At 70.4% G+C, this 20,620-nt stretch carries 18 protein-coding genes and 1 pseudogene; 8 read left to right on the top strand and 11 right to left on the bottom strand.

The annotated features are described in order from the left end of the window. The first annotated feature begins 32 nt into the window (after nt 1-32). From Pme01_RS05725 to Pme01_RS05735, 3 genes and pseudogenes are all read left to right on the top strand, one after another. Nucleotides 33-2,639, top strand: a complete 2,607-nt coding sequence (locus Pme01_RS05725; RefSeq protein WP_168117577.1) for an MFS transporter — start codon at nt 33-35, stop codon at nt 2,637-2,639. A gap of 13 nt (nt 2,640-2,652) precedes the next feature. Further along, nucleotides 2,653-3,501, top strand: a complete 849-nt coding sequence (locus Pme01_RS05730; protein WP_203935448.1) for a YceI family protein — start codon at nt 2,653-2,655, stop codon at nt 3,499-3,501. Nucleotides 3,502-3,595: 94 nt separating this feature from the next. Continuing rightward, a pseudogene (locus tag Pme01_RS05735) lies at nt 3,596-7,459 on the top strand (GH92 family glycosyl hydrolase); the annotation flags it as partial. Between the two features lie 87 nt (nt 7,460-7,546). Here Pme01_RS05735 and Pme01_RS05740 read toward each other — a convergent pair. Together Pme01_RS05740 and Pme01_RS05745 are read right to left on the bottom strand one after the other, a co-directional pair. Beyond that, nucleotides 7,547-8,806, bottom strand: a complete 1,260-nt coding sequence (locus Pme01_RS05740; protein WP_168114654.1) for an MFS transporter — start codon at nt 8,804-8,806, stop codon at nt 7,547-7,549. A gap of 41 nt (nt 8,807-8,847) precedes the next feature. Further along, complete coding sequence (locus Pme01_RS05745) at nt 8,848-9,372, bottom strand: NUDIX hydrolase (RefSeq protein WP_239088042.1); 525 nt, start codon at nt 9,370-9,372, stop codon at nt 8,848-8,850. A 258-nt stretch (nt 9,373-9,630) separates the two neighbouring features. Between Pme01_RS05745 and Pme01_RS05750 the strand changes: the two genes are divergently transcribed. Further along, on the top strand, nt 9,631-10,158 hold the full coding sequence (locus Pme01_RS05750; protein WP_168114656.1) for a GNAT family N-acetyltransferase: 528 nt from the start codon (nt 9,631-9,633) through the stop codon (nt 10,156-10,158). A 169-nt stretch (nt 10,159-10,327) separates the two neighbouring features. Here the strand turns inward: Pme01_RS05750 and Pme01_RS05755 are convergent, their stop codons facing one another. Further along, nucleotides 10,328-10,660 (bottom strand): helix-turn-helix domain-containing protein, encoded by a 333-nt coding sequence (locus tag Pme01_RS05755; RefSeq protein WP_168114657.1) that lies wholly within the window; start codon nt 10,658-10,660, stop codon nt 10,328-10,330. A gap of 152 nt (nt 10,661-10,812) precedes the next feature. Continuing rightward, nucleotides 10,813-11,496 (bottom strand): carbohydrate-binding protein, encoded by a 684-nt coding sequence (locus Pme01_RS30760; RefSeq protein WP_239088043.1) that lies wholly within the window; start codon nt 11,494-11,496, stop codon nt 10,813-10,815. 112 nt (nt 11,497-11,608) lie between these two features. Between Pme01_RS30760 and Pme01_RS05765 the strand changes: the two genes are divergently transcribed. After that, complete coding sequence (locus Pme01_RS05765; RefSeq protein WP_168114658.1) at nt 11,609-12,475, top strand: alpha/beta fold hydrolase; 867 nt, start codon at nt 11,609-11,611, stop codon at nt 12,473-12,475. On the opposite strand, the gene Pme01_RS05770 is transcribed toward Pme01_RS05765, so the two are convergent. Further along, nucleotides 12,466-12,774 (bottom strand): hypothetical protein, encoded by a 309-nt coding sequence (locus tag Pme01_RS05770; protein WP_168114659.1) that lies wholly within the window; start codon nt 12,772-12,774, stop codon nt 12,466-12,468. The two genes, Pme01_RS05765 and Pme01_RS05770, sit on opposite strands and share 10 nt — an antisense overlap. Further along, on the bottom strand, nt 12,771-13,385 hold the full coding sequence (locus Pme01_RS05775; protein WP_168114660.1) for an ATP-dependent Clp protease proteolytic subunit: 615 nt from the start codon (nt 13,383-13,385) through the stop codon (nt 12,771-12,773). The genes Pme01_RS05770 and Pme01_RS05775 overlap by 4 nt, the downstream gene beginning before the upstream one ends. 51 nt (nt 13,386-13,436) lie before the next feature. Between Pme01_RS05775 and Pme01_RS05780 the strand changes: the two genes are divergently transcribed. The 3 genes from Pme01_RS05780 to Pme01_RS05790 all read left to right on the top strand — a co-directional run bounded on the left by Pme01_RS05780 (nt 13,437) and on the right by Pme01_RS05790 (nt 15,779). Next, the gene (locus tag Pme01_RS05780) at nt 13,437-13,748 is read left to right on the top strand and encodes a type II toxin-antitoxin system Phd/YefM family antitoxin (RefSeq protein ID WP_168114661.1); all 312 of its coding nucleotides are present in this window, start codon (nt 13,437-13,439) and stop codon (nt 13,746-13,748) included. Between the two features lie 79 nt (nt 13,749-13,827). Next, entirely contained in the window at nt 13,828-14,628 is an 801-nt protein-coding gene (locus Pme01_RS05785) for a hypothetical protein (protein WP_168114662.1), read from the top strand. Between the two features lie 68 nt (nt 14,629-14,696). Further along, nucleotides 14,697-15,779: an NAD-dependent epimerase/dehydratase family protein gene (locus tag Pme01_RS05790; protein ID WP_168114663.1), complete on the top strand. Its 1,083-nt coding sequence runs from the start codon at nt 14,697-14,699 to the stop codon at nt 15,777-15,779. A 24-nt stretch (nt 15,780-15,803) separates the two neighbouring features. On the opposite strand, the gene Pme01_RS05795 is transcribed toward Pme01_RS05790, so the two are convergent. The 5 genes from Pme01_RS05795 to Pme01_RS05815 all read right to left on the bottom strand — a co-directional run bounded on the left by Pme01_RS05795 (nt 15,804) and on the right by Pme01_RS05815 (nt 20,603). Then, on the bottom strand, nt 15,804-18,323 hold the full coding sequence (locus tag Pme01_RS05795; RefSeq protein ID WP_168114858.1) for an ATP-dependent Clp protease ATP-binding subunit: 2,520 nt from the start codon (nt 18,321-18,323) through the stop codon (nt 15,804-15,806). A 49-nt stretch (nt 18,324-18,372) separates the two neighbouring features. Beyond that, entirely contained in the window at nt 18,373-18,774 is a 402-nt protein-coding gene (locus Pme01_RS05800) for a YbjQ family protein (RefSeq protein WP_168114664.1), read from the bottom strand. Nucleotides 18,775-18,924: 150 nt separating this feature from the next. After that, a complete protein-coding gene (locus Pme01_RS05805; RefSeq protein ID WP_168114665.1) occupies nt 18,925-19,482 on the bottom strand; it encodes a DsbA family protein in 558 nt (185 codons plus the stop codon). Beyond that, nucleotides 19,479-19,970 carry a redoxin domain-containing protein gene (locus Pme01_RS05810; RefSeq protein ID WP_168114666.1) on the bottom strand — a complete coding sequence of 164 codons (492 nt, stop codon included), beginning with the start codon at nt 19,968-19,970 and terminating at the stop codon, nt 19,479-19,481. Before Pme01_RS05810 ends, Pme01_RS05805 begins: the two co-directional genes overlap by 4 nt. An 81-nt stretch (nt 19,971-20,051) precedes the next feature. Continuing rightward, the gene (locus tag Pme01_RS05815; RefSeq protein WP_168114667.1) at nt 20,052-20,603 is read right to left on the bottom strand and encodes an HdeD family acid-resistance protein; all 552 of its coding nucleotides are present in this window, start codon (nt 20,601-20,603) and stop codon (nt 20,052-20,054) included. Between the last annotated feature and the right edge of the window lie 17 nt (nt 20,604-20,620).

The raw sequence follows: 20,620 nt of genomic DNA on the forward strand, positions 1-20,620 counted from the left end.
GGGGCAACCACGACGAAGGAGACCTGGCGCAGATGGCATCGAGCACGCCGGCCGGCGTGATGACCGCGACCCACCCGAGCTACAAGTGGGTGGCGCTGTCCAACACCACGCTCGGAACCCTGATCGCCACGATCAACTCGTCGATCGTGCTGATCTCGCTGCCGGCGATCTTCAACGGCATCAGGCTCGACCCGCTCGGCGCCGGCAACGTCAGCTACCTGCTGTGGATGCTGATGGGGTACATGCTCGTCACGGCCGTGCTGGTGGTGACGCTCGGGCGCCTGGGCGACATGTACGGGCGGGTGCGCATCTACAACGCCGGCTTCGCGCTGTTCACCCTCACCTCGGTCGCGCTCGCGCTCGATCCGTTCAGCGGCGGCAAGGGTGCGCTGTGGATGATCGGCTGGCGGGTGGTACAGGCGATCGGCGGATCGATGCTGATGGCCAACTCGGCCGCGATCCTCACCGACGCCTTCCCGGCCACCCAGCGCGGTATGGCGCTGGGAATCAACATCGTGGCCGCGATCGCCGGACAGTTCATCGGCCTGGTACTCGGCGGCGTGCTCGCCGAGTGGAACTGGCGCTCCATCTTCTGGGTCAACGTACCGATCGGCGTCCTCGGTACCGTCTGGGCGTACCGCTCCCTGCGGGAGACGGCGCACCGGCGCAAGGCGCGGATCGACTGGTGGGGCAACCTCACCTTCGCGGTGGGCCTGACCGCGCTGCTGGCCGGCATCACGTACGGCATCCAGCCCTACGGCGGGCACACCCAGGGCTGGACCAACCCGTGGGTGCTGGCCGGCCTGATCGGCGGCGCCGCCGTACTCGTGATCTTCTGCGTGATCGAGGCGAAGGTGGCGGAGCCCATGTTCCCGCTCGAACTGTTCCGCAACGCGGCGTTCGCCAGCGGTAACGCCGCCAACCTCCTCAGCTCGATCGCGCGGGGCGGCCTGCAGTTCATGCTCATCATCTGGCTGCAGGGCATCTGGCTGCCGCTGCACGGGTACGACTACGCGCAGACCCCGCTGTGGGCAGGCATCTACCTGCTCCCGCTGACCATCGGCTTCCTGGCCGCCGGGCCGGTCGCCGGCGCCCTGTCCGACCGGTTCGGCGCCCGGCTGTTCGCCGCGGGCGGCCTGCTGGTGATGGCGGCCTCGTTTGTCGGCCTGCTGCTGATCCCCAGCGACTTCAACTACGGAGTCTTCGCCGTCCTGGTCTTCGTCAACGGACTCGGCGGCGGCCTGTTCGCCGCCCCGAACACGTCGCTGGTCATGTCCAGCGTCCCGGCCCACCTGCGCGGCGCCGCCTCGGGCATGCGGGCGACGTTCCAGAACTCCGGCATGGTGCTGTCGATCGGCGTCTTCTTCTCGCTCATGGTCGCCGGGCTCGGCAACTCGCTGCCGAAGACGCTCGACACCGGGCTGACCGCGCAGGGCGTACCGGCGTCGGCCGCGCACACCATCGCGTCCCTGCCTCCGGTCGGTACACTGTTCGCCGCGTTCCTCGGTTACAACCCGGTCGAGGAGTTGCTCGGCAGCCGGATACTCGGGAACCTGCCGGCCGCTAACGCGCACACGCTGACCGGCCGGCAGTTCTTCCCGCACCTGATCTCGGGACCGTTCCACGACGGCCTCGTCATCGTGTTCTGGCTGGCGATCGCGATGGCCGTGGTCGGCGCGCTGGCTTCGCTGCTCACGCCGAAGGCGCCACGGCCGGCGCCCGAACGGGACCTCGTCGCATTGGAGGACACGTTGGAAGAAGAGGTCTACGGCGCCACTCCGCTGGCCCCGTTACCCGGCGCCGCTCCGGCCCTGGCTGACAACGCCCCGAGCATCGACGGTCCCGGTATCGCGGGTCGGGTCGAGGGCCCGGACCGGCGGCCGGTCGCCGGCGCGGTGTTGACGGTGACCGACTTCGCCGGCCGGCAGGTCGCGCGCGGCGTGACCGGCGCCGATGGCGCGTACCGGTTGGACCTGCCCACCGGCGGCTCGTACCTGCTGATCTGTGCCGGCGAGCAGCACCAGCCGGTGGCGTCGCTGGTCGCGGTCGGCGCCGGTACGGTCAGTCGCCACGTCACGCTGGTCGGGGCGAGCCTGGTCGAGGGGCGGGTGCTCCAGCACGGTGGCGAGCCGATCTCCGGTGCGACGGTGACGCTCACCGACGCCCGTGGCGAGGTGGTCGGCGCGGCCGTGACCGGCCCGGACGGGGAGTACGTGCTGGCCGACCTGTACCCGGGGGAGTACACGCTCACGGCGTCGGCGCAGGACGTCCGTCCGGTCGCCCAGGCGGTGTCGGTCGAGGGCATCGGGTCGCACCGTGTCGACGTGGTGCTGCGCTCGAACGCCACCGCCGGGGGTACGGTCCGCGAGGCGCGGACCGGGCAGCCGGTGGCCGACGCGTCGGTGATGCTGGTCGACGGGTACGGCAACGTGGCAGGTACGGCGGTGACCGGTGCGGACGGCCGGTACGAGTTCCGTGATCTGCTGCCCGGCGGGTACACGGTGACCGCGAGCGGCTATGCGCCGGTGGCGGCCCGGATCGACCTGGTGGGTGACCGCGTCGAACGCGACGTAACGTTGGGCGGTCCGCAGCCGCAGGCCGCGGTATCGCCATCGAACTACCGCCGGGATGAGGGCTGAACAGGTGTCGCAATTGGATCTTGAGACGGGGTCGGCCACCGGAGCGGGCCCGGATCCGGTACCGGGCGTACGCGGGGTGGTCTCGACGGTGGACGGGTGGCCGTTGCCCGGGGCTGCGGTGACGGTGGTGGGTGCTACCGGGGCGCAGTTGGGGCGGGGTGCGGCCGACGAGGCTGGTGCGTTTTCGGTGGCGGTGGCGGCGGCGGGTCCGGCGACGTTCATCTGTGCGGCGCCGGGGGTGGATCCGGTGGCCCGGTCGATCACGGTCAGTGGGCGTGGGGCGACCGATGTGGGTGTGGTGTTGATGGACAGTCCGCGGCGGACGGCGTTGCCGGAGCCGGGGGTGTGGGTGTTGGATCCGGCGCATTCGATCGTGCGGGCGAAGGCGCGGCATCTGGCGTTGTCTCATGTGGAGGGCCGGTTCATGGCGTTCTCCGGTGAGGTCCGTGTCGCTGATCCGGTGGAGGCGTCGACGGTCGAGGTGACGATCGAGGCGGCGAGTATCGATACGGGTAACGCGGATCGGGATGCGCATCTGCGGTCGCCGGACTTCCTGGATGTGGAGCGGTTTCCGGTGTTGCGTTACCGGGGTGAGCGGGTGGTGCGCCAGGGCGAGGACCGGTGGCGGGTGGAGGGGTCGTTGACGATCCGGGACGTGACGCGTGCGGTGGCGTTGGAGGCGACGTATCTGGGTAGCGGGTCGGATCCGTGGGGTGGTCAGCGGATCGCGTTGGTGGCGTCGACGCAGTTGGCGCGCCGTGATTACGAGATGAACTGGAACATGGGGCTGCCCGGGGGTCTCGTGGTCGTCGGTCCGACGCTGCGGGTCGACCTCGAGATCCAGGCGGTCCGTCAGCAGTAGCGCTCGGCCGGACCGGATCTCGGTGTCCGAACGCGACAGGCATAGACTTTCCCGGATATCCTGCACGTGCTCGGACACCTGGGGGCTGGCACCCATGACGCACCCGCACGGGCGGAACCGACCGTGGCTCTCGGCCTGCGCCACCGCCGTGGCGGTCGCGGTGGCCCTTCCGCCCGCGGTGACACCACCGCCGCCGCGGCCACCGTCGCCCGGTGCAGCGGTCACCGGCCCCACCGACTTCTCGTCGTCGCTGGAGCCGACCGACCCCCAGCCCACCTGGACCGACACGGCGGAGACCGACGCCGCCGGGCGCAAGAAGATGTCCGGGGTCATCGGCGACCAGTCGGCCGGGATCCCGGGCAACATCATGGGCAAGGTCGTGGACGTCCGGGCCAGCGGCGACAACCCGCCCAGCGAGACGGTGCGGCAGGTCGTCGACGGCGACGTCAACACCAAGTGGCTGGTCTTCTCGAACACCGGCTGGGTGCAGGCCAGGCTGAGCGAGCCGGTCGCGGTGGTGGAGTACGCGCTCACCAGCGCCAACGACGCGCCGGGGCGCGACCCGAAGGACTGGAAGCTCCAGGGCTCGGCCGACGGCCAGACCTGGACCGACCTGGACGCCCGCAGCGGCGAGCAGTTTCCCGACCGGTTCACGACCCGGCGGTACCGGATCGTCAACACCACGGCGTACCCGTTCTACCGCCTGAACATCACCGCCAACAGCGGTGACGGGCCGACCCAGCTCGCCGAATGGCAACTGTCCAATGGTGACACCACCCCGCCGCCCGCCTCGGACATGAAGGCGTTCGTCGGCGGTGGCCCGGCCAACAGCGCGACCGCGAAGCCCAACGCGGGGTTCAGCGGCCTGAAGGCACTCCGGTACGCCGGCAATCACATCGTCACCGGGCGGGGGTACGCCTACGACAAGGTCTTCGACGTCGACGTCGCGGTCACCCGGGACTCCGAGCTGTCGTACCTGATCTTCCCCGAGTTCACCGCGGCCGACCCGGCCTACCCCAGCACGTACGCGGCGGTCGATCTCGCGTTCGACGACGGCACGTACCTGAGCGACCTGAACGCCGTGGACCAGCAGGCCGTGCGGCTCAACCCGCGCGCGCAGGGGGAGTCCCGCACCCTCTACGCCGACCAGTGGAACCGCAAGGCCGCGGACATCGGCGCGGTGGCGGCCGGCAAGCGGATCCGCCGCGTCCTGATCGGGTACGACAACCCGAACGGGCCCGCCCTGTTCGGCGGCTGGGTCGACGACATCCGGATCGTCGGCAAGCCGGCCCGCAACACGTCGACCCACCCGTCCGACCATGTCATCACCACCCGCGGTACGAACTCCTCGGGCGGGTTCTCGCGCGGCAACAACATCCCGGCGGCGGCCGTCCCGCACGGGTTCAACTTCTGGGTACCGGAGACGAACGCCGGCACGACGACCTGGCTGTACGAGTACGCCCGCGCCAACAACGCCGCCAACCTGCCGACGATCCAGGCGTTCGCGGCGAGCCACCAGCCGAGCCCGTGGATGGGGGACCGGCAGACGTTCCAGGTGATGCCGCAGGCGCTGCCGTCCACCGGGCTGAACGCCGACCGGCGCGCGCGGGCGCTGGCGTTCCGGCACGACAACGAGATCGCCCGGCCCCACCACTACGCGGTGACGTTCGACAACGGACTGCGTACCGAGATCGCACCGACCGACCACGCCGCGATGTTCCGGTTCACCTTCCCCGGTACCGACGCCAGCCTCATCTTCGACAACGTCAACGACAGCGGCGGCCTGACGGTCGACGCGGCCGCCGGCGTGGTGACCGGCTACTCGGACGTGAAGAGCGGCCTGTCCACCGGCGCGACCCGGCTGTTCGTGTACGCCACGTTCGACCGGCCGATCGCGGGCGGCGGCAAGCTTCCCGGGGGCGGCGGGCCCGACGTCACCGGGTACGCGACCTTCGGCGGGGTCCAGCCCGGTGGTTCCGTCACGATGCGGATCGCCACCTCGCTGCTCGGGGTCGACCAGGCGCGGCGCAACCTGGAGCAGGAGATCGCGCCGACCGACACGTTCGAGTCGGTGCGCAACCGGGCGCAGCGCGCGTGGGACGCCACCCTCGGCATCGTCGAGGTGCAGGGGGCCAGCGAGGACCAGCTCACGACCCTGTACTCCAACCTGTACCGGCTGTTCCTCTACCCCAACTCCGGCTACGAGAACACCGGCGACGTGCGGCGGCCGGTCTACCGGTACGCCAGCCCGTTCTCGCCGGCGGTCGGCCCCGACACGCCGACGGAGACCGGCGCGAAGGTGGTCGAGGGGAAGGTGTACGTCAACAACGGGTTCTGGGACACGTACCGGACCACCTGGCCGGCGTACACGCTGCTGACCCCGACCAAGGCCGGCGAGATGATCGACGGGTTCGTGCAGCAGTACCGCGACGGCGGCTGGATCTCGCGGTGGTCCTCGCCGGGCTACGCCGACCTGATGACCGGTACGAGTTCCGACGTGGCGTTCGCCGACGCGTACGTCAAGGGCGTGCGCAACTTCGACGCTTCGGCGGCCTACGAGGCGGCCGTCAAGAACGCGACCGTCGCGCCGACCAATGCCGGGGTGGGCCGCAAGGGCATGGACACCTCGGTCTTCCTCGGCTACACCCCGACCACGACCGGCGAGGGGATGTCGTGGGCGCTGGAGGGGTACATCAACGACTTCGGCATCGCCACCATGGCCAAGGCGATGGGGCGCGAGGACGACTACCGGTACTACCTGAACCGGGCGCAGAACTACGTCCACATGTTCGATCCGTCGATCGGCTTCTTCCAGGGCCGCAAGCCGGACGGCTCATTCCGCGCGAAGGCCGGCGACTACGACCCGCGGGTCTGGGGCGGCGACTACACCGAGACCGACGGCTGGAACTTCGCGTTCCACGTACCGCAGGACGGGGCGGGCCTGGCCGCGCTCTACGGTGGCCGAGCCGGCCTGGCCAGTAAACTCGACACCTTCTTCACCACCCCGGAGACCGCGCGGTACCCCGGCTCCTACGGCGGGGTGATCCACGAGATGCGCGAGGCCCGCGACGTGCGGATGGGCCAGTACGGTCACAGCAACCAGGTCTCGCACCACATCATCTACATGTACGACTACGCCGGGCAGCCGTGGAAGGCGCAGGCCAAGGTGCGCGACGTGCTCGCGCGGCTCTACTCCGGCAGCGAGATCGGCCAGGGCTACCCCGGCGACGAGGACAACGGTGAGATGTCGGCGTGGCAGATCTTCAGCGCGCTCGGCTTCTACCCGCTGCAGATGGGCAGCCCGTACTACGCGGTCGGCTCGCCGCTGTTCACCAAGGCCACCGTCCACCTGGAGAACGGCCGGTCCCTGACGATCAACGCGCCCAAGAACAGCCCCACCAACGTGTACGTGCAGGGCCTGAAGGTCAACGGCAAGCGGTACGACAAGGCGTACCTGCCGCACGACCTGCTCGCCAGGGGTGCTGTGCTCGACTTCGACCTGGGGCCTGCGCCGTCGGCCTGGGGGAGTGGGCGGGACGACGCCCCGCCGTCGATCACGCAGGGCGACGCGGTACCGCGCCCGCTGGCCGACGTGAGCGTCACCGTCACCGGCAGCCCCGGCGCCGGTCCGGCGCTGGTCGACAACTCGTCGGCCAGCCAGGCGACGTTCGATGTGCCCACCCCGTGGGTGCAGTGCCGGGTGAGTGAGCCCGCGGAGGTGTCGTACTACACCCTCACCTCCGGTACCGGTCCGGGCGACCCGAAGAGTTGGGTGCTCAAGGCCTCGGTGGACGGTCGTAACTGGATGGTCATCGATTCACGGCGCGGCGAGACGTTCCCGTGGCGCCGGCAGACCCGGCAGTTCCGGGTGGCTAATCCGGGGAAGTACGCGTACTACTCGCTGGAAGTGGTCGAGGGGAGTGGCGGGGCGACGTCGGTTGCCGAGATGGAACTGCTCGGGCGGTGATTTCCGGCGATCTTGGATCCTTGGGTGCAGACGGCGCTACGGCCGCTCGACGCGCCCGCCCCCGCCTGAGCGCACTGATCAGGCCGGCATCGCGACCTGCTCGGCCCGGGTGGCTGCGGCGATCTTCTGGCGGTCGAAAACCCGCCAGGTCGCGGCGGTGACGATCGCGGCGACGACGAACGCGATCCAGAACGGGGCGGTGAGGCCGAACCGGCTGGCGATCGCGCCGCCGAGCAGAGCGCCGACGGCGTTGCCTCCCGCGGCCAGGAACAGGTAGGCGCTGTTGACCCGACCGAGCATCTCCGGTGGAGTCAGCCGCTGCCGCAGCGACGTCGTGACGATCATCCACAGTGCATCGTGGACACCGAACACCGCCAGGGCGACGCCGACCGGGATCGGGCCGGTGGATAGCGCCATGGCCAGGTGGAAGAGGGTCTCGACGATCAGTCCCGCGCGCAGTGTCACGCTCGCGGTGAACCGTTGGACCAACCGCTCACCGAACAGCGCGCCGACAAGGCCGCCAACCGCGAGCGCGGTGAACAGCAGGCCGTACCCGATCGATCCCAGCCCCAGCCGCTTCGTGGCCAGCAGCACGAGAATCGAAAGCGCCGCGCTCAGCGTCACGTTGAGCAGGCCGATCAGGATTGCCAACGTCCGCAGCAATCGGTGCGCGAGCAGCCAGCGCAGCCCGGCGGCGACCTCGTACCGGAACGACGGGCGCGCCGCCGGATCCGGACCGGGCCTGCCGTCCGGCCGGAACGTGCCGGACAGCAGGCCGAGCAGCACCGCGCCCACCGCGAACGAACCCGCGTTGACCAAGAGCGGCACGGCCGCCGCGACCGCGAACAGGAACCCGCCCAGTGGACCCGCGATCATGTCATGCAGCACGGTGCGTGCCGCGGTGAGCCGGCTGTTCGCCCGTTCGAGCAGATCCGATCCGACGACGGACGGCAGCATCGACAGGTTCGCGGCGCGGAAGAGCGTCTCGCCGACGCCGATGAGGAACATCACCGCGTACAGGAGCATCAGGCTGTCCCAGTGCAGCGCGACCGCGACGCCCACCCCACCGATGGCCGCGGCGCGGATCCAGTCCACGACGACCATGACCCGGCGCCGGTCGAGCCGGTCCACCAGTGCGCCGCTGGGCAGTGAGAACAGCAGCCAGGGCAGGGTCAGGGCGAACGTGGTGCCGGACACCAGGAGCGGGCTGCTGGTCATCGACGCGGCCAGGAGCGGAGCGGCGACCAGCATCACCCCGTTACCCAGCATGGAGATCGCGCTGGCGGTCCAGAAGAGAGCGAACTGGCGGCCGAGCCGGGCGCTGGGTGACGCATTCATCACCGGCAACGTATCAGCACGGGCCGCGGCCTGACCTTGCATTAAGCGCGAATGGTTGTCTCGGTGAGGGCATAGAGCAGGGCTGCGACGGTGGTCCCGCCGACGATCTGTCTCGCGGCGATCATGTCAGGTACCTTGGCGAGCGGAATCCACGCCGTGTGGTCTGCTTCGAAAGCCTCTGTGGGGTTCCCGATATGTACGGCCGTGTTGGTGATGAAGATATGGTGTCGGGCGTCCATGAGGCCGTTGGAGGGTTCGACGTAGAGCAGAGGTCGTAGCGGGCCTGGACGCCAGCCGGTTTCCTCTTCGAGTTCACGGGCGGCGGCGCTCGCTGGGTCTTCCCCGGGGTCAATGCCGCCCATGGGGATCTCGTACGCCCATGTGTCGGTAATGAACCGGTGGCGCCAGAGTAGTAGCACTTCCCGCTGTTCATTGACAGCGACCACGCCAGCGCCGGGACCTGTGCGAATCACTCGGTGATCTATCCGGTCTCCGCTGGGTAGCTCTACATCGGCAAGGCGGATGTCGAGCCACTGGTCGGCGTACAGGGACTGCTCCGAGTGCACGCGCCATTGCATCTGCGGAGTATGGCACTCACAGGGGGGACGGACAGCACGCTGTCCGCCCGGCGCAGAAGATCCCGGCCCGCATCACTGAGCTGATTTCATCCTGACTTGCGCCACTTGGTTGCACTGGAGGCGCAGGCTCGCTGTGAGGAGCGGGGCGGCTCGTCGCGGGCAGCGGGTGGGCGGTGGTTCCTCTGAACAAATTGATCACTTTTTATGACTGAATGGCGAACGGGAGCGGTGTTACGGTCTCTGATCATGCCTGAACTCATCACCCCGACCGAAGACCTCCATTCCTCCTGGATGGCAGCACGCGACGAGTGGCCGCCCGGGGCCCACCAGGACGGATCCGGTCTTCGCCTTGCCCGTGAGGACCTCGATAAGCCGGGGGGCTTCTCGACATGGGTCGACTGCCTGCGCCGGCAGTCGGACCGATCGGTTCCCGTCGGAGAGGGCCGGGTGCACGCCACGCACTGGTGGATCGTCGAGGGCGGAATCTACCTGGGCGCCATAGACGTGCGGCACTACCTGAACTCCCTCCTCCTAGAGGCCGGCGGGCACATCGGCTACAGCATTCGACCTTCCGCCAGGAGGCAGGGCCTCGCGACATGGGCACTGGGAGCTGCACTGCCGAGAGCACGGCAGCTGGGTTTGGCCCGAGTGCTGGTCACATGCGACGACGACAACATCGGCTCGATGCGCAGCATCGAACGCAACGGCGGTGTCCTGGAGGACGTGCGCGACACCTCCATCGGTGTCAAGCGCCGCTACTGGATAGCCCTGTAGCATCGAGCTCCGCCTTCTCCTGAGTCAACGCATAGGAGCCCGACGCAGGAGATCACGCATACGCGGCGACCTCACTTGATGAGTGACACGGCCGCCCTCCCGCCCCAAGGTTCTTCAACAGGCTCTGAGTCGATCAGGCCAACTCGCCGCATTCGAACCGGATGGCGGCTCAGGCGACGTTGAGGTGGATGTTGCCGATCCTGGCGACGATGTCCAAGTGGCCGCCGAGACCGGCGACATAGGCGCGCAACGTCTCCAAGCTGGTGACCTCACCGTTTTCGATCTGACTGATTCGTGCCTGCGACACCCCGGCAGCCTCGGCGAGCTGGGTCTGCGTCATGCCGAGTTGCTTGCGGATCTCAGCCAGCTGGGCGCCGCTGACGGACGCGAGCATCTGCTCACGCATCCGCCCGCGCCGCGCTACCCGTTCCGGGCTGTCCCACTCAGGGTCGACCGCGCGGGCCTTGGCCTTCACATCGCGCCAGTTGGGTGGGCTGCTCATTGCTGCTCTTCCTTCAACCTGGTCAGATGCTTCTCGAAACGTGCGTCCGCCAACGGGATCACCGTGCGGTACCACGACTGCCACTGCCCGGACTTCGCATTAGTGGACAGATGACGGAGTCGCCACCCCGTCACCTGTCCATGGTCCCCCGCTCAGCTGGCGTACTGCCAGAGCGCCGGCACGTTCGGCGGCTCCCAGCCGGGTTGCGAGGTGTGGCTCTGCAGGCACCGGTACGTGTGGCCGCCGTAGGTCACCTGCTGGCCGACGGTGTAGGCGGTGTTGGGCTGCCACGAGCCGCCGCTACCTCCGCCTCCGCCGCCGCTTCCACCGCCGCCGACCTGGTTGACTGCCGCCTGCGCCTCGGCCATGTGCGACTGGTACGCGCCGTTGTTGTAGGTGGTCCACTGGGTCCAGCCGCCGTTGGCCCAGATGGTGTGGGTGCCACGGGCGTTGCAGGGCGGGTCGAAGGCGCAGGAGTCGGAGACCTCGCCGTGCCAGTACGAGTTGATCTGCCACAGTCCACGGTCGACGCTGCAGTCGGTGTTGATCAGCCGGGCCCGGGTCCAGCCGGCGCTCTCGGCCTCGGCGACCGCGACCGAGATGACCCAGTCGTTGCCGCCGAATCCGGCGTCGCGGGCCAGTTGGGCGATCTGGACGGCGCTGTAGTGGTTGCCTTCCAGGAAGCTCTGTTGTTGACAGGTGGCCTGCGGGGCGACCGCGGCTCTCGGTTCGACGGGTGCCGCGCGGGTACCGGCGTTCGCTGGGGTGGCGAGGAGCGCCGCCACGGCGGCGGCGAGGAACATAATGGCGCCGCTGGCGGCGCGTCGCGCGAACATGGGCGTTCTCCTTACTCTAAAGAAACTTAACTGACATGCTCGACACGGTACGCCAGGCATAGACATAGTTCAATTACGTTTGGGGCCGATGGTGCCGGGCACCCCATTCACCGTGTTCGAAGGATTCGCGCTGGACCGGATCGACGTCGGGGAAGCGGTGCTGAGGGTACGCCACGGCGGGTCCGGCCCGCCGGTCCTGCTGCTGCACGGGCATCCGCGTACCCATGCCACCTGGTACCGGGTCGCGCCGCTGCTCGCCGCCGACTACACGGTGGTCTGTCCGGACCTGCGCGGCTACGGCGAGTCGTCCAAGCCGCCGACCACGCCCGACCACGAGCCGTACTCCAAGCGCGCGATGGCCCGCGACTGCCTGGCCCTCATGCGCGCGCTGGGCCACGAGCGCTTCGTCGTGGTCGGGCACGACCGGGGCTCGTACGTCGCGATGCGCACCGCGCTGGACCACCCGGACGCGGTGGTGGGGCTGGTGGTGATGGACGGGGTGCCGATCGGGGAGGCGCTCGACCGCTGCGACGCCAGGTTCGCGGCGGCCTGGTGGCACTGGTTCTTCCTGGGCCAGACCGCCAAGCCGGCCGAGCGGGTGATCAACGCCGACCCGGACGCCTGGTACACCGCGACCCCGGAGCAGTTGGGGGAGGCGTACGAGGACTTCCGGCGGGCGATCCACGATCCCGAGACCGTGCACGCGATGTGTGAGGACTACCGCGCGGGCCTGGGCATCGACCGGGCCCACGACGACGCCGACCGGGCGGCGGGCCGGCGGATCGCCTGCCCGACGCACATGCTGTGGGCGGCCAAGGACGACATGGAGGAGCTGTACGGCGACCCGCTCGCGATCTGGCGCAACTGGGCCGACGACCTTCACGGCGGGCCGATCGACTCCGGCCACCACATCATGGAGGAGGCGCCGGAGGAGCTCGCCGCCGAGCTGCGGGAGTTTCTCGCCCGCTGCTACGGCTGAGGCGGGCCGGGGTCGGGGATCGCGACCCTGGCCACCCGGCGCTGGACGTCCAGTATGCGCATGGCCCGGGCCAGGACCTCGCCGTGGATCTCGGTCTCGCCGCGCTCGAACATGAGCGCCAGCGAGTCCCGCAGCGCCGTCGCGTGCGAGGCCAGCGCCTGCGCGGCGAGCAGCGCCCGGTACGTGTGCTCGGCCCGGGTGGGGTTGATGCGCCCGAGGCAGTCCACGGCGGCCAGGTAGTGGTCGACGACCCCGGCCTCCGCCTCGGTGAGCGCCGGCATGTCCAGTCCGGCCCTCATGTCCGGGCCAGCTCTCGCTGCTTGGCGGCGGGGATCAGCTCGTCCACGAACCCGTACGCGAGGGCCTGCTCGGCGGTGAGGATGGTGTCGCGTTCGAGGTCGGCGTGGACCCGCTCGCGGCTCTGTCCGGTGTGCCCGGCCAGGATCTCCTCCATCGCCGCGCGGGCGCGCAGGATCTCCCGGGCCTGGATCTCCAGATCGCTGGTCTGCCCCTGGCTGACGTCCATGGCCGGCTGGTGGATCAGTACGCGGGCGTTGGGCAGGATCATCCGCTTGCCCGGCGTACCGGCGGCCAGCAGGACCGCCGCGGCGGAGGCCGCCTGACCGAGGCAGACGGTCTGGATGTCGGAGGAGATGTGCCGCATCGTGTCGTAGATCGCGGTCATCGCGGTGATCGAGCCGCCCGGCGAGTTGAGGTACAGCGAGATGTCCCGCCCCGGGTTGTCGTAGTCGAGGTGGAGCAGCTGCACCATCACGTCGTTGGCGGCGGTGTCGTCGACCGGCGTGCCCAGGAAGATGATCCGTTCCCGGAGCAGCTTCGAGTACGGGTCGGTGGCGTACTCGCCTCGGGCGTCGCGCTCGACGACGCTCGGCAGGATGTACCGCGTCATGATCACTCCCTGTACGTTCCGTACGTTCTGTACAGAACGTATCATGGGTGCATGGCTTTCGAAATCCCGGTGACCCAGGCGCGCGCCGAGTTCGCCGATCTGGTGAACCGGGTCGTGTACGGCGGGGAGCGGGTCGTCGTCACCCGGCACGGCAAGCCGATCGTGGCTCTGGTGCCCGCCGCCGACCTGGAGCGTCTGGACGACCTCGACCAGCAGGTTCACGACGACCAGGAGCAGCCGGCCACGGTGCTCCGGCTCTCCACCGACGCGCCCGGCCAGTCGATCGGCTTCGAGCCGCCGGCCGGCCGACCGCTCCGCATCGCCGCCCGGCACCGCCCGGCCGGCGGCGACCCGACCCGCTGACCCCTGCCACAACCTCCGACGCGGAAGTTGTGGTCTCCGGCGGGGTTTGAGACCCCGACTTTCCGGAAGTTGTGCCACCGTGCACAGGGATCAGATCCGGGCGGTCCTTCAGGGCGCGCGCCTGGCGCTGCCGTACCTCACCGGCCGCGCCCACACCGAGGCGAGGGACGCCATCGACAACCTGTTCGCGGTACTGGACCGGCGCGCTCCGGTCGGGGACGCCGCCGCGAACTACGTCTCCCTGATGGAGCTGCGCAGTGAGGTGCGCGCCGCGATGCGCAGCGACGGCATGAGCACCCCCGTACCCGTACGGGCGGTCCTGGCCGAGCGGTCGGTCGTCGCCGCGTTGCGGGCCGTGGCCCGCGACAACTGGGACGACGCGGCGGAGTCGGAGGCGTACCTGCGCCGGCTCGCACCGGACCTCATGTTCGAGCTGACCGTCGAGGTCGGACAGTCCACCCGGGCCAACTTCACCGGCCGGTGGCTGGTCGAACCGCGCCCCGCCACCGGCCGGCGGGAGCGGCAGCCGGACTCGTACTGCGGAGTGGCGCAGACGAGCGGGGGCAGCGTGATCGTGTACCTGGCCGACGTCGACGAGCGGCTGCCGGGCCGCCTGGACGAGTACGACGACCTGGCCGCCGCGGCGAAGACCCTGCCCGACCACGTCGTCAGGCAGGCCACCGCGGCCATCGTCCGGGAGTTCAACCGGCAGGCGTGGCTGCGCGAGTTCGGTAGGCCGGCGCCGGTGGCCGCCCCCGCGACGGCCACCCGGGACCGGGCCACCGCGTGGGACGGGACCGCCGCCCTCCGCCTGCAGGTCGACGCCGACGAGGCCGCCGCGGGCCGCCGGAGCGCGGTGCCGAACCGGTCGACCGGCTGAGTCGACCGGCTGAGTCGACCGGTCGAGTCGACCGGTTGAGGGGCCTCCGTCGGGGGTAACCGGCGGAGATGAGGATCGTCATCGTCGGGGCCAGCGGCAACGCCGGGACGGCACTGCTGCGCCGACTGCGGCGCGAGACCGACCTCGACCTCGTCGGGGTCGCCCGGCGTCCACCCGGGCCGGCGTCCGGTCCGCCGTACGACACCGTGCAGTGGTACGCCCAGGACATCGGTGCCCCGGACGCGCCCGCACGGCTGACCGGGATCTTCGCCGGCGCGGCGGCCGTCGTACACCTGGCCTGGCAGATCCAGCCCAGCCACGACCGGGCTGTCCTGCGCCGCACGAACGTCGAGGGCAGCCGCGCCGTCATCGACGGGGTCGTCCGGGCGGGCGTACCGGCGCTGGTGTACGCGTCGTCGGTGGGCGCGTACGCGCCCGGGCCCAAGGACCGGTTCGTCGACGAGAGCTGGCCGACGACCGGCGTGCCCGAGTCCTCCTACAGCCAGGACAAGGCGGCCGTGGAACGGCTGCTGGACACGTGCGAGGCCGAGCACCCGGGGCTGCGGGTGGTGCGCCTGCGTCCCGGCCTGAACTTCCAGCGCGACGCGGGTACCGAGATCGCCCGGTACTTCCTCGGCCCCCTGGCGCCGGTGGGGCTGCTGCGCTTCGGCCGGATACCGGTCGTACCGCGCAACGACCGGCTGCGGATGCAGGCGGTGCACACCGACGACGTCGCGGACGCGTACGCCCGGGCGCTGCTCGGCGACGCGCGAGGCGCCTTCAACATCGCCGCCGACCCGGTGCTCACCCCGGAGCTGGTGGCGTCGCGCTTGCACGGCCGTACCGTGCCGGTACCCCCGGCGGTGCTGCGGGTCGCCGCGGACCTGACCTGGCGGGCCCGGCTGCAGCCGGTCGACCGCGGCTGGGTCGAGCTGGCGCTCAAGGCCCCGCTCATGGCCTGCGACCGGGCCGCCGCGGAGCTGGGCTGGCGGCCGTCGGTGGACGCGGTGACGGCGCTGCGGGAGCTGATGGCCGGGATGGCGCATCGCGCCCACACCGGGAGCCCGCCGCTGTCCGACGCCACCGAAAGCCCCGGACGGCTGCCGGCCCTGCTGCGCGGTCGCCTGCCCGGCCAGGGCAACCCGTACTGACCCCAACCCCTGACCGGGGAGGGCTCAGCGGGCGCGGGCCATCTCCTCCTGCTGCGCCTGGACGATGAACTCCAGGTGCCCGTCCCGGGCGTCGACCTTGACGTGCTGTTCCGGGCTCAGCCGCCCGTCGAGCAGCATCTCGGACAGCTTGTTGTCGACCTCACGCTGGATCACCCGCCGCAGCGGGCGGGCGCCGAACTGTGGCTCGTACCCGTGCTCGGCGAGCCAGTTCAGCGCCTCCGGCGTGATCTCGACGGTGATGCCCTGGGCGTGCAGCCGCCGCCGGGTGTGCTCGAGCAGCAGGTCGGCGATCTGCCGGACCTGCTCGAACTCCAGCCGCCGGAAGACGACGATCTCGTCGATCCGATTGACGAACTCGGGGCGCATGTGCTCGGTGAGCACCCGCATCAGGCGGTCACGCAGCGGTGCCTCCACGTCCTCGGCCTGCGAGAAGCCGAGGGCGCCGCGCTGGGCGGTGATGATGTCCGAGCCCAGGTTGCTGGTCATGATGATGATGGTGTTCTTGAAACTGACCACGTGGCCCTGGGCGTCGGTGAGGCGGCCGTCGTCGAGGATCTGCAGCAGGATGTTGTAGACGTCGGGGTGGGCCTTCTCGATCTCGTCGAGCAGCAGGACCGAGTACGGCTTGCGCCGCACCGTCTCGGTGAGCTGACCGGCCTGCTCGTACCCGACGTAGCCGGGCGGCGCGCCGATCAGCCGGCTCACGGTGTGGCGCTCCTGGAACTCGCTCATGTCCAGGCGGATCATGCGCTCCTCGGCGCCGAACATCGCCTCGGCCAGGGCCCGGGCCAGCTCGGTCTTGCCGACGCCGGTGGGGCCGAGGAACAGGAAGCTGCCGATGGGCCGGTTGGGATCGCCCAGCCCGGCGCGGGCCCGGCGTACGGACTGCGCGACGACGCGTACCGCCTCGTCCTGACCCACGATCCGGCGGTGCAGTCGCTGCTCCAGCTCCATCAGGCGCTGGCGCTCCTCCTCGGTGAGCTGGCGGGCCGGGATGCCGGTCCAGCGCGAGACGACCTCGGCGATCTCCTCCGGGGTGACGTCCGGGACGCCCCCGCCGCCCTCCTTGGCCTCGTCGATACGCTGCCGCAGCTGCGTCATCTCGTCGCGCAGGGCGCTCGCGCGCTCGTACTGCTCGTCGGCGACCGCCTGGTCCTTGTCCCGGGTGAGCTGATCCAGTCGCAGCTCGGCCTCCCGGACGTCCACGGTCGGCACGTGGGAACGCAGCTGGACCCGGGCACCGGCCTGGTCGATCAGGTCGATCGCCTTGTCCGGCAGGAACCGGTCGGCGATGTAGCGGTCGGACAGCTCGGCGGCCGCGACCAGCGCCTCGTCGGTGTACCGGACGCCGTGGTGCGCCTCGTAGCGGTCGCGCAGCCCGCGCAGGATCTCGATGGTGTCGTCGACGCTCGGCTCAGGGACCAGGATCGGCTGGAAGCGCCGCTCCAGGGCGGCGTCCTTCTCGATGTGCCGGCGGTACTCGTCGATCGTCGTCGCCCCGATCACGTGCAGCTCGCCGCGCGCCAGCGGCGGTTTGAGGATGTTGGACGCGTCGGTGGAGCCCTCGCCGCCGCCGGCGCCAACCACGGTGTGGATCTCGTCGATGAAGACGATCAGATCCTCGGTGTGCTGGCGGATCTCGTCGAGGACGTTCTTGAGGCGCTCCTCGAAGTCGCCGCGGTAGCGGGTACCGGCCACCAGGCTGGTCATGTCGAGCTGGATCAGCCGCTTGCCGGTGAGGGTCCGGGGTACCTCGCCGTCGACGATGCGCTGGGCGAGCCCCTCGACGATCGCGGTCTTGCCCACGCCCGCCTCGCCGATGAGGACCGGGTTGTTCTTGGTGCGGCGGGCCAGGATCTCGATCATCTGCTCGAGTTCCTCGTCGCGGCCGACGACCGGGTCGACCTTCTCCTCGCGGGCGAGGGCGGTGAGATCCCGGCCGTACCGGTCGAGCGTCGGCGTCGGATGCTCCTGCGGGCCCGGCCCCGGCCCCGGTGCCGGCGCCGCGCGCTCGGTCGCGGCGCGCTGCAGCGACTCCGGGGTGGCGCCGCGCTCGTTGAGCATGCGCCCGCCCTCGGACTCGGGGTTGAGCGACAGCGCCAGCAGGATGTGCGCCGGGCCGAGGTAGGACGCGCCGAGCGCGCGTGAGATCTGGTGCGCCTGGAGCAGGGCGCGCTTCGCCGCCGGGGTGAGTGCGGGAACCACGTTGCGGGGGCCGTTGCGGCGCCCGCGCCGCTCGATCTCCTGCGCGAGCTCGTCGGGGTCCACCCCCGCCCGCTCCAGCAACTGGCGCAGCGGCTCGCGGTGGGCCGCCGCCCACAGCAGGTGCTCGGTGTCGAGGTCGGAGCTGCCCAGGTCGGCCGCCTTGGCAGCGGCGGTGGCGAGCAGTTCGCGGGCCTCCTGGCTCATCATCCGGGTGATGTCGACCCGCTGCATCGGTTGCTGGGTCGATTGACTGCCGCTGAGGAAGCGCGCCAGGAAGTCGTCGAACTGGCCCGACCCGACGTCGCCTGGGCCCCACATTCCACCGGTCACGATCGTCCCTCTCCGCTGCGGACGTTCCGTCGCGTGTTCAGTCGGTCGGGATCGGCGTCGGCGTCGGTGCCGGCGCCCAGCCACGGGCGGTCAGCCCGCCGGCCGACCCGTCGACCGCCCGTCGCACCGGCGTGGGGACGACGAACACGGCGGTCCCGTACGCGCAGATCTCCGTCCAATGTGTGCTGAGGTCCCGGTGGTCGAAGCGCATGCACACGATCGCGTTGGCGCCCCGCAGATAGGCGCGCTGGCTCATCTGCGCGACCGCCTCGTCCCGCCACCGGCTCAGCGCGATGCCCATGCGGGGGTTCGAGCCGCCGGAGAGGAGTTTGATGCCCTCGTTGTAGACGTTGCGCGACCGGGCGGTGATGCCGTGCACCTCGCCCAGCACGTCCCGGATCTCGTACCCGGGCACCCACTCCGTGGTCACCACCAGCATGCGAAGGCCACCCTACCTGGGGTCCGTTGAGTCGGACATGGAGGTCGAGAGCGCCTTTCGACCCCCGACCGGCGCGACCCCACAGGTGCGCCCCTTCCCGGTCGGGCAGTCGTCAAACCCGCCGCGGCAGCGGCCACTCTCGGCAGGTGCTCACCCGGCGACGGTGGCCACCTGGTCCACTGCGGTGAGCAGTTCCGGCAGCGAGTACCCGCCGTCGTGGCGCAGGCCGTTGATGAAGAACGTCGGCGTGCCGTTCACCCCGCTGCGGGCGCCGCTGACGAAGTCGCGCCGGATCCGGTCCAGGTAGATGTGGTCGTTGACCTCCTGGACCACCTCGTCGACGGGCAGCCCCACCTCCTCCACCCCGGCGGCCAGGTGCACCGGGTCGAACTGGTCCTGGTGCTCGAACAGCCAGTCGTGCATCTGCCAGAAGCGCTCGCGCACGCCGGCCGCCTCGGCGGTCTCGGCGGCCACCTCGGCGAACGGGTGCACGTTGGTCAGCGGGAAGTGGCGGTACACGAACCGCACCACGTTCGGCCGTTCCCGCAGCAGTTCCTGCACGACCGGATGGGCCATGCCGCAGTACGGGCACTGGTAGTCGCCGTACTCCACCAGGGTGACCGGTGCCGTCGCCGGTCCCCGGATGTGGTCGATCTCGGTGACCGGCGCGGCCAGCCGGCCGGTGTCGACGCGGAACGGGGTCGTCACGTGACCACCTGCGTTTCGGGGACGAGGGAGTGGAGCGCGGCGAGAATGCCGTCCACACCCGGGTTGACGGTGGGCGGGTACAGCTGGCTCCAGGCGACGTAGCCGTCCCGGTCCAACACGAACAGCGCCCGCTCGGCGACGCCGTCGGGCAGCCGGTAGGCCTGGTAGGCGCGGGCCACCTCACCCTTGGGCTCGAAGTCGGACAGGAGGGGGAAGCTGATGCCGCGGTCCTCGGCGAACGCGCGGTGACACCACACCCCGTCGACGGAGATGCCCAGCACGGTCGCGCCGTAGCGGGCGAACTCCGGCAGGACCGCCTGGTACAGCGCCATCTGGTCGCTGCACACCGGGCTCCAGTCCGCGGGGTAGAACACGAGGATGACCGGCTCGCCGCGAAGCCGCGACAGAGTGACCTGCCGGTCGGTGGCGGAGGGGAGGGAGAAGTCGGGGGCACGCTGACCCCGCAGGGAGCGTGCGACATTGGTCATGGGGCGATGGTCGAAGCGGGCGGGGTGAGTCAACGTCACCTGGCTCGGGTGGTTCACCGGTGGTCGGCTCACCCCACACGCTCAGGCCCCGGCGGGCGCCATCCGGCCCGCGCCCCGGCCGGTCAGCGACCGGTGCACGCGCCAGGACTCGACCAGCATCAGCACTCCGGCGGCGATGGCGTACACGCCGATCGTCAGCGCCAGCGCGACCGCGCCGATGACGGGCCGCATCAGGACCAGCACACCGACGATCATGGTCAGGGCGCCCATCACCAGCGTGAGCCACTGGCCGGGCACGCGCGTCGCGGCCCAGATCTCCATCGCGCCGGTGACGACCGCCCAGGCGCCGAACAGTACGACCAGGACGAGCGAGGTGACGCCCGGCCAGACCAGGGCGACGATGCCGGCCAGTACGCCCAGCACGCCGGCGATGACCAGCGCCGTACGCCGGGCCCCGTCCACCGGGCGGCGGAACGCGGCGACCATCGTGACCGCGCCGTTGACCAGTGCGTACGCGCCGAACAGGATCGCCAGGGCGATCAGGGTCACGCCCGGCCAGACGACGGCGAGCACGCCGAACAGCAGTGCCGCCACGCCTCGCACCACCAGCAGCCACATATGCCTCTTATCCATAGCTCCACCTCTCGTGC

This window comes from Planosporangium mesophilum, from assembly GCF_016863255.1.
Lineage (GTDB): Bacteria > Actinomycetota > Actinomycetes > Mycobacteriales > Micromonosporaceae > Planosporangium > Planosporangium mesophilum.